A 16,040-nucleotide genomic window follows, 5' to 3' on the forward strand; every position below is an offset into this window, starting at 1 on the left:
ATTGAGCTAGTACAAAAGAACCTCTTCCATCAGGAGCACGCATGTCTACGGACACTATCCAGAAGCTGGCCCGCCCTTCCGTTCTCGGCGGCGCGATGATCATTGCCGGTACCGCCGTAGGCGCCGGCATGTTTTCCATTCCGATCGTCACTTCCGGTGTCTGGTTCAGCGGCTCCGTCGCGCTGCTGGTGTATACCTGGGCCTGCATGTTGCTGTCCGGCCTGATGATCCTTGAAGCCACGCTGCACTACCCGAGCGGCGCCAGCTTCAACACCATGGTCAAGGATCTGCTGGGCAAAGGCTGGAACGCCGTGAACGGCCTGTCGGTGGCGTTCGTGCTGTACATCCTGACCTACGCCTATATCTCCGCGGGCGGTTCGATCATCGCGCACACGCTGGAGGGCATCGTCGGCGTCGGCCAGACCACCGCCGGCCTGGTGTTCGCGCTGGTCGTGGCGTTTATCGTCTGGCTCTCCACCCGCGCGGTCGACCGCCTGAGCACCATTCTGATCGGCGGCATGGTGATCACCTTCGTGATGTCGGTGGGCGACATGTTCACCCACGTGCAGCCTGCGGTGCTGTTCAATACCGGCGATGACCAGGCCAGCTATCTGCCTTACGCCCTGGCGGCGTTGCCTTACCTGCTGACCTCGTTCGGCTACCACGGCAACATTCCCGGGCTAGTGAAGTACTACCACAAGGACAGCGGCTCCGTGGTGCGCAGCCTGGTGTACGGCACCCTGTTGGCATTGGCTATCTACATCCTGTGGCAGTATGTGATTCAGGGCAATATCGCGCGCGACGCCTTTAAGCAGGTGATCGCCGAGGGCGGCAATATCGGCAGCCTGCTCAAGCAAATGGGCAACGTCTCCAGCAACCAGACCGTCAGCCAACTGCTGAACGCTTTCTCCTATATGGCGCTGGCCAGCTCGTTCCTCGGCGTGTCGCTGGGCCTGTTCGACTACCTGGCGGACTTCTGCAAGTTCAAGGACGACGCCGTCGGGCGCAGCAAGACCGCGCTGGTGACCTTTGTGCCGCCGACCCTGGCCGCGCTGCTGTTCCCGAACGGTTTCCTGTACGCCATCGGCTTCGCCGGGCTGGCGGCCACCATCTGGGCGGTGATCGTGCCGGCGCTGATGGCGCGCGCCAGCCGCCGCCGCTATCCGCAGGCCGGTTATCGCGCACCGGGCGGCAACGGCGTGATCCTGTTCGTCATCCTGTTTGGACTGATCAACGCCGCCGCGCATATTCTGTCGCTGTTCGGCCTGCTGCCGGTCTTCCGATAATCCCCGACGGGAGGGCTGCCGCCCTCCCTTTCCCGTACTGTTTTTGCGCCGGGCTATTGCCTGAAATCGGCGGCGCGAGTACCTTGTCGCAACTTCTCTAATACTCTTCATTGCGGATGAATTGAAATGGCAAGAGCTAACGAAATTAAACGCGGCATGGCGATCAGCTACAACGGCAAGCTGCTGCTGGTAAAAGATATCGACGTGCAGAGCCCGAGCGCCCGCGGCGCCAGCACCCTGTACAAAATGCGCTTCTCCGACGTGCGCACCGGCCTGAAAGTGGAAGAACGCTTCAAGGGCGACGATATCCTGGACACCATTTCCCTGTCGCGCCGCAAGGTGAACTTCTCCTATATCGACGGCGAAGAATACGTGTTTATGGATGACGAAGATTACACGCCGTACATCTTCAAGAAAGACCAGATCGAAGACGAACTGCTGTTCATTCCGGAAGGCGGCCTGCCGGGCATGCAGGTGCTGACGTTGGACGGCCAGGTGCTGGCGCTGGAGCTGCCGCAGACCGTGGATATGGAAATCGTCGAGACCGCGCCGGGCATCAAAGGCGCTTCCGCCAGCGCCCGCAACAAACCGGCCACCATGGCGACCGGTCTGGTGATCCATGTGCCGGAATACCTCAGCGCCGGCGACAAGATCCGCATTCATATCGCCGAACGCCGCTACATGAGCCGCGCCGACTAGTCGCGCCAGCGGGGCCGATACTCGGCCCCGTTTCATTTTCCGCTACGGCAATTCCGGGAAAAAGCGCCGCTTGAGCGCCAGCTCGACGCCGCGCAGCTCCGCCAGCCCTTTCAACCGCCCGATGGCCGAATAGCCCGGATTGGTTTTCTTTTTCAAATCGTCCAGCATCTGATGCCCATGATCGGGGCGCATCGGGATCGGCCGCCGATCGCCCGCCCGCTGCCGACGCAGTTCTTCGGTCAGGATCGCTTCGATCACCGCCACCATGTCCACATCGCCCTGCAGATGCGCCCCCTCGTGGAAGCTTTTCGGGTTTTCCTCGCGGCAGGTGGCGCGTAAGTGGGTAAAGTGAATGCGATCGCCGAAGGTTTCAATCATCCGCACCAGATCGTTGTCGGCGCGCACGCCGTAGGAACCGGTGCATAGGGTGAAGCCGTTATGAATGCTGTCGACGGTCTGCTTCAGCCACTGCATGTCTTCGATCGTGGAGACGATGCGCGGCAGGCCGAGGATCGGCCGCGGCGGATCGTCGGGATGCACCGCCAGCCGGATGCCGGCCTCTTCCGCCACCGGCACGATGGCGCGCAGAAAGACCGCCATGTTTTCGCGCAGCTGCGCCTTGTCGATGCCGTCGTATTCCGCCAGGCGGCGGCGGAACTGCTCCAACGTATAGCCTTCTTCCGCCCCCGGCAGCCCGGCGATGATATTGCCCGTCAGCGTGGCTTTCTCCTCCTCGCTCATGGCGGCGAAATAGGCCGCCGCCTGACTGCGCTCTTGCGCCGTATAGTCCGCCTCGGCGCCGGCGCGTTGCAGGATATGCAGCTCGAACGCGGCGAAGGCGATTTGATCGAAACGCAGCGCTTTGGCACCGTCCGGCAGCGAATAGGCCAGATCGGTGCGCGTCCAGTCGAGGATCGGCATGAAGTTGTAGCAGACGGTGTCGATGCCGCAGGCCGCGAGGTTGCGCAGCGTCTGTTGATAGTTGGCGATATGCCGCCGCCAATCGCCGCTGTGGGTTTTGATCTCTTCATGTACCGGCACGCTCTCCACCACCGACCACACCAGCCCTTTTTCCGCCAGCAGCGCCTGCCGCGCGCGGATCTCGTCGATCGGCCAGACTTCGCCGTTCGCAATATGGTGCAGCGCCGTGACCACCCCGGTCGCCCCTGCCTGACGCACGTCATCCAAAGAGACCGGATCGTTCGGGCCATACCAACGCCATGTTTGTTCCATGTTGTGTCCTTATGCCTGTCTCGCATCGCGATGTTGTTATACCAGTTTAATTTAGATATCAGCTAGCTTTAACTTACTCTTTCGCCGCGCACTGTCAAAATTGAACCGTTCATTGGTTGATCCGCTTCACGATTCTGGCTTATTTTGGCCTGACCAATTCCCTTAACCTGCCGACAACTTTAGACTGGTGGCAGTTTTTATCGCTGGCGCCCCGCTGCCCATGCGTCGGCAAACTGGTCCGCTAACTTGACGCAAGTGGCCCGCCAGCTGTCTACTCGCTTTGGAGATGAGATGAATACGATCGCCAACACCCCGCTGCCGGGCGCCGTCCGGCAACCGAATTATGATCGCCGGGCCCTGCGCAGCCGCATCGTGCACCTGGGTTTCGGCGCGTTCCACCGTGCGCATCAGGCGCTGCTGACCGATCGGGTGTTGAACGCCCAGGGCGGCGACTGGGGCATTTGCGAGATCAGCCTGTCCGGCGGCGTGCCGCTGTTTCAGGCGCTGCGGCAACAGGATCATTTATACAGCGTGCTGGAGAAAGGCGCGGACGGCCATCAGGCCCTGGTGATCGGCGCAGTGCATGAGAGCGTGCACCGCAAGCTGGAGGGCATCGCCGCAGTGTTGGAGAAGCTGGCCGAACCGCAGGTGGCGATCGTCTCGATGACCATTACCGAAAAGGGCTACTGCATCGAACCCGGCAGCGGGCGGCTGGATCGGCGGCATCCGGGGATCGTCGCCGATCTGGCGGCGCCGCATCAGCCGCAGACCGCGCCCGGCATTTTGGTGGAGGCGCTGCGGCTGCGGCGTGAACGCGAGCTGCCCGCCTTCACCCTGCTCTCCTGCGACAATATTCCGGAGAACGGTCACGTGCTGCGCCGGGCGGTGCTCGATTTGGCGCAGGCGCGGGATCCGTCGCTCGCCGACTGGATAGCCTCCGCCGCCACCTTCCCCTGCACCATGGTCGATCGCATCGTGCCGGCCGCCACGCCGGCCACGCTGGATGAGATCGCCGCCGCGCTGGGCGGCGTGCGTGACGAATGCGCCATCGCCTGCGAGCCCTTCATTCAATGGGTCGTGGAAGACAATTTCGCCGCCGGACGCCCGGCGTGGGAGCTGGCCGGCGCCCAGTTGGTCCGCGATGTGCTGCCGTTTGAGCATATGAAGCTGCGCATGCTGAACGGCAGCCACTCGTTCCTGGCATATCTCGGTTACCTGGGCGGCTACCGCTATATCAACGAGTGCATGGCGGACGAGCACTACCGCCGCGCCGCACAGCGGCTGATGCTGTGCGAGCAGGCCCCGACCCTGAGCGTCACCGGCATCAGTCTGCCCGACTACGCCGCGCAGCTTATCGCGCGCTTCAGCAATCCGGCGCTGCAACACCTCACCTGGCAGATCGCCATGGACGGCACGCAAAAGCTGCCGCAGCGCCTGCTGGACGCCGTGCGCTGGCATCTGCGGCACGGCGGCGACTATAGCGGGCTGGCGCTGGGCGTGGCGGGCTGGATGCGGTACGTCGGCGGTGTCGATGACGCCGGCCAGCCCATCGACATTCGCGATCCGCTGGCAGATGTCCTGCAACAGACGATCGCCGCCACTCCGGACGATCGGCGGCGCGTAACGGCGCTCCTGGCGCTGAAATCGGTGTTTGGCGAACAGCTGGCGACGCATGCCGCGTTTATCGAGGCGGTGACGCAAGCCTATTTGTCACTGCGCGATCGCGGTACGCGTGAAACGGTGAAGGAGTGGGTGAAGCGGTGAAGTGCCTGCAGGCTGAGAATAACCATGCCGACGTAACGTTACGCCGGCATGGCGGAACGACTTAACGATAAACGACCGTCATAACAGCAAGTTTCTTCTGTTGGTCTACCCACTTCATTTCGGTTGTGCCAAGATTCAGCGGAAGTTCTTTGCGTGTAGTATCAAAACCTGACAACGCTTGCTGGGCCTGATAATGCTGGCCGTTGCGGTAACATTGCGTATTCGCCTTAGAATCTGCAATCTTGACCGTGCAAGGACTTTCAACGATAGAGCCGACGAAGCGAATTACCCCGCCGGCCACTCCTGCCTGACTCACTGCCGTCCATGAAAACAACATTCCTACGATCAAAAATAACCGAAAGGTATTCATGGCAACCTCATTTTTAGTTAAGCCAATTTAACCATAGAGGATCTTGTTCGGAATAATCGCAAGGAAAGGGACGAGATTTGATCGTTAATCGCGTCATTAACAATGTAAAAACAAGCTACTAACAAAAGTTAACCGTATCTAATACAGGGTTTTATCTAAGAATTTTCTTGCCAAAAAAGGTGGATTTTGCCGGTTGAAAAGCGCAGGGTGGCGTGCAAAATTTGCGAGGTAGAGCACAAATTAAATCGCGCTCGCCGCCGCGACCGCGCAGAATCGCTCATTTATTAGGCAGGTTGATTTTTGCACCCAGGAATGATTAATGACTAAAACCAATCTGATTACCGGCTTCCTCGGCAGCGGTAAAACCACCGCCATCCGCCATTTGCTGGCCCATAAGCCCGAGCATGAACGCTGGGCGGTACTGGTCAACGAATTCGGCGAAATAGGCATCGACGGCGCGCTGCTGGCGGACAGCGGCGCGGTGCTCAAAGAGATCCCCGGCGGCTGCATGTGCTGCGTCAACGGTCTGCCGATGCAGGTGGGTCTGAATATGCTGTTGCAGCAGACCAAACCGGACCGGCTGCTGATCGAGCCGACCGGGCTCGGGCATCCGAAGCAAATCCTGTCGCTGCTGACCCAGGAGAGCTATGCCGGCTGGATCGATCTGCAGGCCACGCTGTGCCTGCTGGATGCCCGTCAACTCAGTCAGCCCCGCTACCGCGACAACGAAAACTTCCGCGATCAGCTGGCCGCGGCCGACGTTATCCTGGCCAGCAAAAGCGATACCTATCGGCCGGAAGACAGACGGGCGCTGGAAACCTGGACGGCGCAAGATCCGCTGCAGCGGCCCTGCTACGCCATCGCGCAAGGCGAGGCGGATGTCGCGTTGTTGTCACTTCCTCGCACAAATCGTACAGAATTGCCGGACGCACGACATCATCATGGTCAGGCGAAAACGCAAGGACTGGCGGCGTTGCGGCTGCCGGAGAACGCGCGTTGGCGGCGAGCGCTGAACGAAGGGCAAGGCTTCACCAGCTGCGGCTGGATTTTTGATGGCGACACCCGGTTCGACACCGTCGGCTTTATGGAATGGGTGCGGCTGGCGCCGGTCGAACGTGCCAAAGGCGTGGTGCGCATCCCCGAAGGCACGTTGCTGATCAATCGCCAGGGCCAGGATCTCAACATCGAAACCCGCCCGAACGCGCCGCTCGACAGCCGGGTTGAACTGATCCACAGCGAAAATGCCGACTGGAACGCCCTGCAATCCGCCTTGTTTAAGATTCGTTTAAGTTAAACCCCGTACCGTTGCCCCCCGGTTGCCGCAGGGCGGCCGGTTTTGTTTCGTTTTCATTTTTCCAACAGGTTTATGTCATGACACGCCGCAATTTACCCTTCATTCTCTTCTTCAACTTACTGGGCGTTGCGCTGTTTCTGTCCTGGTTCCTGCCGGCCAATCACGGCGGCTGGTTTACCCTGGATTCGGCGATCTTCTTCTTCTTTAACCGCCATCTGGCCACCGACCCGGCATTTTTGCACCTGGTGGCCATCACCAACAACCGCGCGTTCGATGTGATTTCGCTGCTCGCCATGGGCCTGCTGTATTTGTACTTCTACCTGAAGCAGGACGCCGCCGGCCGCCGCCGTCTGGTGATCACCGGCGTGGTGATGCTGCTGACCGCCGTGGTGCTGAATCAGCTTGGCCACCTGCTGCCGGTGAAGCATCCGAGCCCCACCCTGACCTTCGACAATATCAATCGCGTCAGCGCCTTGACCGGCATCCCCACCAAGGACGCCTCCGGCGACAGCTTCCCCGGCGACCACGGCATGATGCTGATTATTTTTTCCTGCTTTATGCTGCGCTATTTCGGCCGCGGCGCCTTTGCCGTCGCCCTGCTGATTACGCTGATCTTTTCATTGCCGCGCGTGATGATTGGCGCCCACTGGTTTACCGATATCGCCGTAGGCTCGCTGTCCGTGGTCTTGGTTGGCGCCAGTTGGGTGCTGATGACGCCTTGCAGCGACTGGATTATCGAACGGTTGAATCGCCTGTTGCCCGGCAAGCACCGCCCCGGCCAACCATAACTTACGTCTATGAGTCATTCCGGGAGGCGCCCGCCTCCCGCGTTTTATCCCCTCGCGATGCGCAACATTTCTCCGCCCCCCGTTAACGCTTTTGCAACCTGATTTCACGCCAGATTCATACATCGGACAATTGGCGTTTTTTATATGAAGATTTACATTATGTTACATCACAAATTCATATAAAAAAGACCGGAAAAAGACTCGCAATCCCCTATTTGTTCCGGTAATCTCAGATGCGTTTGTGCCTGGTTTAAGTCGAATCAGTACGGAATCCGATAAAAATGTGCGTTCCCGCACGTTTTCAACGGTAACTGATTGTCGATGCAACAGGTGCGGACTAGGCTCGTTTCGTTTGGCATTTTTCAGGTAGCGACTTTCGTCGTTAAGGACTTCAAGGGAAAACAACAACAATGGTCAAATCTCAACCGTTTCTGAGATATTTTTTGCGGGTAGTCCCTGCAATTGCCGCTGCGGTTATGCTGTCAGCGTGCAGCTCGACTCACACTTCGAACTTGAGTAACGCACAAACTGAGATGCGTGCAGTTAATGACAAAGACGGTCTTTTACTGCAAGCCTCTCAGGATGAATTCGAAGCGATGGTCCGCAACGTTGACGTCAAGTCAAAGATTATGGATCAGTACGCGGACTGGAAAGGCGTTCGCTACCGTTTAGGCGGTGACACCAAGCGCGGCATCGATTGCTCGGCGTTTGTACAGCGCACCTTCCGCGAACAGTTCGGCATGGATTTACCGCGTTCTACCTACGAACAGGAAGATCTCGGTAAGAAAATCCAGCGCACCAAACTGCGCGCCGGCGATTTGGTGCTGTTCCGCGCCGGTTCTACCGGGCGCCATGTCGGCATCTATTTAGGCAACGATCAGTTCGTTCACGCTTCTACCAGCAGTGGCGTCATGATTTCCAAGCTGACCGATAACTATTGGAATAAACGTTATCGAGAAGCGCGCCGAGTGTTGACCAACGGCTGACGGCGCAACGCCCTGAAGATCCTGAATACCAAACGAGCGATAAACGCCGCCTACGGGCGGCGTTTTTTTTGGCTGTCGAACGAGAGTCACCGGGGCTGAGCCAGGCCTTATCGTCACCTCACACCATTATTTTGATAAACTGCCGGCCGGAAATCGCGCCTTCGAGGAAAAACTCGCCTATTATCGTCAGATGACGGCAACGGCGCGCCCGGCGTTATTTAAAACGTTTCCGCTTAATAGGTGCATTATATTTCTGTCGACGACGCCTTGTATTTAAACGGCGTCGCCGGTTGGGTACGGGATAAAAGGCAAAAAATGAAAAAAAAGCCGTTGGCACAATCCATTAAATGGCTGCGCGACACGCCTGACGCCCCGTTGCAGAGGTCTCGGTTATGGGCTTGAAAAGGGCGTTCTCTCGCAGCGTGTCGCACCGACAGCGCAGTCTGGCCAAAAGCGTCGCCGCCGCCCTGCTATTTTTTACGCTATTTACCGCAGTCACGCTTTCTTTGATCAGCCACCAGCGCACGCAATATCAACATAAAGTCGAAGCGCGTACGCAGAAGTTCGCGCTGGGTTATATCTCGCACCTGACGGCCGTGATGCAACAAATGATGCCGCTGCTGGACAAGCCTTGCCTCTCCAGCCAGTCGGACATTACCTATCAGGCGGCCTTTACCAGCGGCGTGCGCACCTTCCTGCTGGTGAAGGATGGCTACGCCTATTGCTCTTCCGCCACCGGCGACATGATGTTGCCAATGAGAAACCTTTATCAGGACATCGACTGGAGCCTGCCTCTGGATCTGAAGCTGCAGCAGGGTACGCCGATCGTGCCGAACAAACCGGCGGTTGCGGTTTGGCTGCGGTATCCCGGCGATCGGGCCACCGGCATTCTCGCCACGCTGGATATCGATCTGATGCCCTACCTGCTGTTCACCTCGCATGACGAACAAGCGCCGGGTATCGCCATCGTGATGGGCAACCGCGCCCTGACCACTTTCAGCCCGAACCTGATGCCGGTCGATCAGCTGCCGAAAGGCAAGGCGGATACCCTGACGCTGCCCAATCTGCCGCTGAGCATCCTGTTTTACAACGAGAAACTGACGCCCAACGATATTCGCCTGACGCTGCTGGGCAGCCTGGTGCTGTCGCTGATGGTCGGCGTGCTCTGCTACTACATGCTGCTGTTGCGGCAAAGCCCGGAGCGCGCGCTGCTGCGCGGCATCAAGCGCAACGAGTTCTTCATCGAATATCAGCCGGTGTTCCATACCGGCAGCAACAGCATCGGCGGGCTGGAAGCGTTGATCCGCTGGCAACACCCTATCGAGGGGCGCATTCCCCCGGATGTCTTTATCCCCTACGCCGAAAGCAACGGGCTGATCGTGCCGCTCACCCGCCATCTGTTCCGGCTGATTGCCGAAGATGCGCCGCAGCTCGCCAAGGCGCTGCCGCGGGGAGGCAAGGTCGGCCTCAATATTTCCCCCGCCCACCTTAGCGCGCCGTCATTCCATCAGGACGTGTATGAACTGTTGGCGCAGCTGCCGGGCGATTACTTTACGCTGGTGTTTGAAATCACCGAACGCGGCATGGTGGAAGAAGAGAGCGCGCTGGCGGAGTTCGACTGGCTGCATAAACAGGGCATCGAGATCGCGGTGGACGATTTTGGCACCGGCCACAGCGCGTTGATCTATCTTGAGCGTTTCACCATGGATTACCTGAAGATCGATCGCGGCTTCGTCAATACCATCGGCCAGGACACGGTCACCGCGCCGGTGCTGGATGCGGTGATCTCACTGGCGAAAAAGCTGAAAATGCTGACGGTGGCCGAAGGCGTGGAAACCGCCGAGCAGATGCAGTTCCTGCAAGAACGCGGCGTTAACTTCATGCAGGGCTATTACTTCAGCAAGCCGCTTAGCATCGCTAATTTCGTCGCTTACTGCAACGCTCATCAGGTCTTTGATTATCAGGAAAAAAATAGTTAATCTTTAAGCATCTTTACCCTGCGCCCGCCCGAAGAATGATATGCTGGGCGCCGGTTGTACTTTATTCCACAGCAGGAGCTTACCGTCTGATGTCCGTGCGCATTTTCGCTGCTCTGGTGCTCTCGGCACTGAGCTTCGCCTCGCAGGCCGAAGCCCTCAACGAAAGCTACGCTTTCGCCCTTCTCGGTGAACCGAAATACGCCGCCGACTTCAGCCATTTCGACTACGTCAATCCGGCGGCGCCCAAGGGCGGCGACGTGCGCCTGGCGGCCATCGGCACCTACGATAACTTCAACCGCTTCGCTACTCGGGGCGTGCCCGGCGAGCGCTCGGATCAACTTTACGACACGCTGTTCGCAACGTCCGACGACGAACCCGGCAGCTTTTATCCGCTGATTGCCGAATCGGCGCGCTTCCCGGCCGACATGCGTTGGGTGGAAGTGGATATCAACGCCCGCGCGCGTTTCCACGACGGCAGCCCGATCACCGCCGCCGACGTGGCCTTCACCTTCAGCAAATTCATGGCCGAGGGCGTGCCGCAGTTTCGCTCCTACTACAAAGGCGTCACGGTCAAAGCCATCTCTCGGTTGACGGTGCGCATTGAATTCCCGCAGCCGAACAAAGAAGCGATGCTGTCGTTATTCGGCAGCCTGCCTATTCTCCCGGCCGCCTTTTGGCAAAACCATAAGCTCAACGAGCCGCTCAACACGCCGCCGCTGGCCAGCGGCCCGTATAAAATCGGCGATTATCGCCTCGGCCAGTACATCACCTATCAACGGGTGCGCGACTACTGGGCCGCCAACCTGCCGGTGAACCGCGGCCGCTATAACTTCGACAGCATTCGCTACGATTATTATCTGGACGATAAAGTGGCGCTGGAAGCGTTCAAGGCCGGCGCTTACGATTTCCGCATCGAGCCGTCGCCCAAGAGCTGGGCCACTCAGTATCAGGGCGGCAACTTCGCGCGCAACTACATCATCAAACAGGACGAGACCAACCAGGCGGCGCAAAACACCCGCTGGCTGGCGTTCAACATCCAAAAACCGCTGTTTGCCGACCCGCGCGTGCGCGAGGCGATCACCCTGGCTTTCGACTTTAACTGGATGAACAAGGCGCTGTATTACAACGCCTATCAACGCGCCGACAGCTATTTCCAAAACACCGCCTACGCCGCCCGCGGCTATCCGGACGCCGCCGAACTGGCGCTGCTGGCGCCGCTCAAAGGCCAGGTGCCGCCTGAGGTTTTCACCAGCATCTATCAACCGCCCGCCTCCGACGGCAGCGGCAACGATCGGCAAAATCTGCTGAAGGCGACCCAACTGTTGAAAGAGGCCGGTTGGGTGGTCAAAAATCAAAAGTTGGTCAACGCCAAAACCGGCCAGCCGTTCGCCTTTGAGCTGATGCTGCTGAGCGGCAGCAACTTCCAGTACGTGTTGCCGTTCCGCCACAACCTGCAGCGGTTGGGCATCGATATGGCAATCCGCGAGATCGACGCCTCGCAATATACGCGCCGCATGCGCGAACGCGACTTCGATATGATGCCGACGGTGTACATGGCGATGCCGTTCCCCACCGCCAATTTACGCATCATTTGGGATTCGGAGTACATCAACTCCAGCTATAACACCCCCGGCGTCAAAGACCCGGCGGTCGACAGCCTGGTCAGGCAAATCGCTGAGCATCAGGGAGACGAAAAAGCGCTGCTGCCGCTCGGCCGCGCGTTGGATCGGGTGTTGACCTGGAACCGCTACATGCTGCCGATGTGGTACTCCAACCACGACCGCTACGCCTATTGGGACAAGTTCTCCACGCCGCCGATCCGCCCGGCCTACGCCATCGGCTTCGACAACTGGTGGTACGACGTCAACAAGGCGGCGCGCTTGCCGGCTCAACGGCAATAAGGAGTCGGCATGGCAGCCTATCTGATACGCAGACTGTTGCTGGTGATCCCCACGTTGTGGGCGATCATCACCATCAACTTTTTTATCGTGCAAATCGCCCCCGGCGGCCCGGTCGATCAGGCCATCGCCGCCATCGAACTGGGTCAGGGCAGCGGTTTCGGCAGCGGCGGGATCAATGAAGGCCTGGGGCACGCCAGAGCCGGCGTCCCGGCCGCGACCGAAGGGCAATACCGCGGCTCGCGCGGCCTGGATCCGGAGGTGATCGCCGAGATCACCCAGCGTTATGGCTTCGATAAACCGCTGCACGAACGCTATTTCACCATGCTGTGGAACTACATGCGTTTTGACTTCGGCGACAGCCTGTTTCGCGGCGCTTCGGTGATGCAACTGATCGGCCAAAGCCTGCCGGTCTCCATCACGCTGGGCCTTTGGAGCACGCTAATCATCTATCTGGTGTCGATCCCGCTCGGCATCCGCAAGGCCGTCCACAACGGCAGCGCGTTCGATACCTGGAGCAGCACGCTGATCATTATCGGCTACGCCATTCCGGCGTTCCTGTTCGCCATCCTGCTGATCGTGCTGTTCGCCGGCGGCAGCTATCTCGACTGGTTCCCGCTGCGCGGCCTGGTCTCCAGCAACTTCGATACCCTCTCGTGGCCGGCGAAGATCGCCGACTATCTGTGGCACATCACGCTGCCGGTGCTGGCGACGGTGATCGGCGGTTTCGCCACCCTGACCATGCTGACCAAAAACTCGTTCCTCGACGAGATCCGCAAACAGTACGTCACCACCGCCCGCGCCAAGGGCCTGGACGAGAAAAAGATCCTGTACCGCCACGTGTTCCGCAACGCCATGCTGCTGGTGATCGCCGGTTTTCCGGCCACCTTTATCAGCATGTTTTTCACCGGCTCGCTGCTGATTGAGGTGATGTTCTCGCTCAACGGCCTGGGGCTGCTGGGTTACGACGCCACGCTGCAGCGCGACTACCCGGTGATGTTCGGCACGTTGTATATCTTCACCCTGATCGGCCTGCTGTTGAACATCCTCAGCGATATCACCTATACCCTGGTCGATCCGCGCATTGACTTCGAGGCCCGCCAATGAGCCGCCTTAGCCCAATCAATCAGGCGCGCTGGGCGCGTTTTCGCCGCAACCGCCGCGGTTACTGGTCACTGTGGATCTTTCTGGCGCTGTTCACGCTCAGCCTGGCCGCCGATCTTATCGCCAACGACAAACCGCTGTTGGTGCGTTATGAAGGCCGGCTATACCTGCCGTTTATGATCAACTACAGCGAAACCGCGTTCGGCGGCGAACTGAACACCGAAGCCGACTATCAGGATCCGTTCGTCCAGCGCCAAATCGACCGGCATGGCTGGGCGATCTGGGCGCCGATCCGTTTCAGCTACGACACGATCAACTTCGCCACCGAGGTGCCCTTCCCCTCCCCGCCTTCGCGCCATAACCTGCTGGGCACCGACAGCAACGGCGGCGACGTGCTGGCCCGCGTGCTGTATGGTTTTCGCATTTCGATGCTGTTCGGCCTGGCGCTGACGCTGTTTTCCAGCCTGATCGGCGTGTGCGTCGGCGCGACACAGGGGTATTACGGCGGGCGTTTCGATCTGTGGGGGCAACGCTTTATCGAAGTGTGGTCGGGCATGCCGACGCTGTTTCTGATCATTCTGCTGTCGAGCATCGTCCAGCCCAATTTCTGGTGGCTGCTCGGCATCACTATTCTGTTCGGCTGGATGAGCCTGGTGGGCGTGGTGCGCGCCGAGTTCCTGCGCACCCGCAACTATGACTATATCCGCGCCGCGCGCGCCATGGGCGTGCCGGATCGCGTGATCATGTCCCGCCACATGCTGCCCAACGCCATGGTGGCGACGCTGACCTTCCTGCCATTTATCCTCTGCGGCTCGATCACCACCCTGACGTCGCTCGATTTTCTCGGCTTCGGTCTGCCGATCGGTTCGCCGTCGCTCGGCGAACTGCTGCTGCAAGGCAAAAACAATCTGCAGGCGCCGTGGCTCGGCATCACCGCCTTCCTGGTGCTGGCAGTGCTGCTGTCGTTATTAATCTTTATCGGCGAAGCGGTACGCGACGCCTTTGACCCCAGCAAGGCGCATTGATATGGCTACACCTCTGCTCGCCATCCAGGATCTCAGCATCGCCTTCCGCCAGGGCGACGCCGTCACGCCGGTGGTCAACGAACTCTCTTTGCAAATAGCCCCGGCGGAAACGCTGGCGCTGGTGGGAGAATCCGGCTCCGGCAAAAGCGTCACCGCCCTGTCGATACTGCGACTGCTGCCCGCGCCGCCGGTGGTTTACCCTGGCGGCGATATTCTGTTCAACGGCAACTCGTTGTTGCATGCGCCGGAGGCTGAACTGCGCAAGGTGCGCGGCAATCAGATCGCGATGATCTTTCAGGAACCGATGGTGTCTCTCAATCCGCTGCACACCATTGAGAAGCAACTGGCGGAAGTGCTGATGCTGCACCGCGGCCTGCGGCGCGAAGCCGCGCGCGCAGAGATCGTCGACTGTCTGGAGCGCGTCGGCATCCGCCAGGCCAAAACCCGGTTGCAGGACTATCCGCATCAGCTCTCCGGCGGTGAACGCCAACGCGTGATGATCGCCATGGCGGTGTTAACCCGCCCGAAATTGCTGATTGCCGACGAACCCACCACCGCGCTCGACGTGACTATCCAGGCGCAGATCCTGACGTTGTTGCAAGAATTGAAACAAGAAATGGGCATGGGGTTGCTGTTCATCACCCATAACCTGAATATTGTGCGCCGTCTGGCGGACAACGTGGCGGTGATGCGTCAGGGCCGTTGCGTGGAGCAAAACGGCCGCGCACAGCTGTTCAGCCGGCCGCAGCATCCCTACACACGGCAACTGCTGGCCGCCGAGGACGTCGGCGAACCGCTGCCGCTGCCGGCCGCAGCCAGCGCGCGCCCCGGCGATGAGCGGCCGCTGCTCAAGGTGGAAGATCTGCAGGTGCGATTCCCCATTCGGCGCGGCCTGCTGCGCCGCACGGTGGACTATCACTATGCGTTGAAGTCATTGAGTTTCGAACTGCGCGCCGGAGAAAGCGTGGGGCTGGTGGGGGAATCCGGATCGGGTAAAAGCACCACCGGGCTGGCGCTATTGCGTCTGCTGGCCTCGCAGGGGGCCATCTGGTTCGACGGCGAACCGCTGCACCCGCTGACGATGAAACAAATGCTGCCCTACCGCAGCCGGATGCAAATCGTCTTCCAGGATCCGTATTCCGCCCTCAACCCGCGCCTGAACGTACAGCAGATCATCGCCGAAGGGCTGGAAGTGCACCAGCGGCTGAACGCCGAGCAGCGGGAACAGCGCGTGATCGAGGTGTTGCAGGAGGTCGGCCTGGATCCGCAGCTGCGCCACCGCTACCCCACCGAGTTTTCCGGCGGCCAGCGCCAGCGCATCGCCATCGCGCGCGCGCTGATCCTGCAGCCGCAGCTGCTGATCCTCGACGAGCCGACCTCTTCGCTGGATAAATCGGTGCAGGCGCAGATCCTGACGCTGCTGAAATCGCTGCAGCAACGCCACCGGCTGGCTTATCTGTTCATCAGCCATGACCTGCAGGTGGTGCGTTCGCTGTGCCACCAGGTGATCGTGCTGCGACAGGGAGAAGTGGTTGAGCAGGGAGACTGCCGGGCGATTTTCGCGGCGCCCGCAGCCGACTATACCCGACAACTGTTACAGTTGGCGGATTAGCG

General features: G+C 59.7%; 13 protein-coding genes. 11 read left to right on the forward strand and 2 right to left on the reverse strand.

The window, feature by feature from the left end:
• Window positions 1-41 precede the first annotated feature (41 nt).
• Window positions 42-1,286, forward strand: coding sequence for a tryptophan permease (gene mtr, locus ACSBQV_RS12190; RefSeq protein WP_099784175.1), 1,245 nt, complete (start codon window positions 42-44; stop codon window positions 1,284-1,286).
• A 126-nt stretch (window positions 1,287-1,412) separates the two neighbouring features.
• Window positions 1,413-1,985: an elongation factor P-like protein YeiP gene (yeiP, locus tag ACSBQV_RS12195; protein ID WP_004935725.1), complete on the forward strand. Its 573-nt coding sequence runs from the start codon at window positions 1,413-1,415 to the stop codon at window positions 1,983-1,985.
• Between the two features lie 42 nt (window positions 1,986-2,027).
• On the opposite strand, the gene uxuA is transcribed toward yeiP, so the two are convergent.
• Window positions 2,028-3,218: a mannonate dehydratase gene (gene uxuA / locus ACSBQV_RS12200; RefSeq protein ID WP_069100289.1), complete on the reverse strand. Its 1,191-nt coding sequence runs from the start codon at window positions 3,216-3,218 to the stop codon at window positions 2,028-2,030.
• 291 nt (window positions 3,219-3,509) lie between these two features.
• On the opposite strand from uxuA, the gene ACSBQV_RS12205 reads away from it, so the two are divergent.
• Entirely contained in the window at window positions 3,510-4,982 is a 1,473-nt protein-coding gene (locus ACSBQV_RS12205) for a mannitol dehydrogenase family protein (RefSeq protein WP_099784177.1), read from the forward strand.
• Between the two features lie 61 nt (window positions 4,983-5,043).
• Here ACSBQV_RS12205 and ACSBQV_RS12210 read toward each other — a convergent pair whose 3' ends face one another.
• Window positions 5,044-5,352, reverse strand: coding sequence for a type 1 fimbrial protein (locus ACSBQV_RS12210; RefSeq protein WP_004935734.1), 309 nt, complete (start codon window positions 5,350-5,352; stop codon window positions 5,044-5,046).
• A 319-nt stretch (window positions 5,353-5,671) separates the two neighbouring features.
• Here ACSBQV_RS12210 and ACSBQV_RS12215 point away from each other — a divergent pair, with 319 nt between their 5' ends.
• The 8 genes from ACSBQV_RS12215 to yejF all read left to right on the forward strand — a co-directional run bounded on the left by ACSBQV_RS12215 (window position 5,672) and on the right by yejF (window position 16,038).
• On the forward strand, window positions 5,672-6,646 hold the full coding sequence (locus ACSBQV_RS12215; RefSeq protein WP_099784179.1) for a CobW family GTP-binding protein: 975 nt from the start codon (window positions 5,672-5,674) through the stop codon (window positions 6,644-6,646).
• A 77-nt stretch (window positions 6,647-6,723) separates the two neighbouring features.
• Window positions 6,724-7,434, forward strand: coding sequence for a phosphatase PAP2 family protein (locus tag ACSBQV_RS12220; RefSeq protein WP_033643814.1), 711 nt, complete (start codon window positions 6,724-6,726; stop codon window positions 7,432-7,434).
• Window positions 7,435-7,844: 410 nt separating this feature from the next.
• Window positions 7,845-8,420, forward strand: a complete 576-nt coding sequence (gene mepS / locus ACSBQV_RS12225; RefSeq protein WP_033643815.1) for a bifunctional murein DD-endopeptidase/murein LD-carboxypeptidase — start codon at window positions 7,845-7,847, stop codon at window positions 8,418-8,420.
• Window positions 8,421-8,812: 392 nt separating this feature from the next.
• Window positions 8,813-10,399: a cyclic di-GMP phosphodiesterase gene (locus ACSBQV_RS12230; protein ID WP_099784181.1), complete on the forward strand. Its 1,587-nt coding sequence runs from the start codon at window positions 8,813-8,815 to the stop codon at window positions 10,397-10,399.
• Between the two features lie 89 nt (window positions 10,400-10,488).
• Window positions 10,489-12,300 (forward strand): extracellular solute-binding protein, encoded by a 1,812-nt coding sequence (locus tag ACSBQV_RS12235; RefSeq protein WP_099784183.1) that lies wholly within the window; start codon window positions 10,489-10,491, stop codon window positions 12,298-12,300.
• Between the two features lie 9 nt (window positions 12,301-12,309).
• On the forward strand, window positions 12,310-13,404 hold the full coding sequence (locus ACSBQV_RS12240; RefSeq protein WP_099784185.1) for a microcin C ABC transporter permease YejB: 1,095 nt from the start codon (window positions 12,310-12,312) through the stop codon (window positions 13,402-13,404).
• On the forward strand, window positions 13,401-14,426 hold the full coding sequence (locus tag ACSBQV_RS12245) for an ABC transporter permease (protein ID WP_042785062.1): 1,026 nt from the start codon (window positions 13,401-13,403) through the stop codon (window positions 14,424-14,426). Before ACSBQV_RS12240 ends, ACSBQV_RS12245 begins: the two co-directional genes overlap by 4 nt.
• Before the next feature lies 1 nt (window position 14,427).
• Window positions 14,428-16,038, forward strand: coding sequence for a microcin C ABC transporter ATP-binding protein YejF (gene yejF / locus ACSBQV_RS12250; protein ID WP_033643820.1), 1,611 nt, complete (start codon window positions 14,428-14,430; stop codon window positions 16,036-16,038).
• Window positions 16,039-16,040 lie beyond the last annotated feature (2 nt).

This window comes from Serratia sp. B501, from assembly GCF_051172315.1.
In the GTDB taxonomy this organism is placed as follows: Bacteria; Pseudomonadota; Gammaproteobacteria; order Enterobacterales; family Enterobacteriaceae; genus Serratia; species Serratia ureilytica.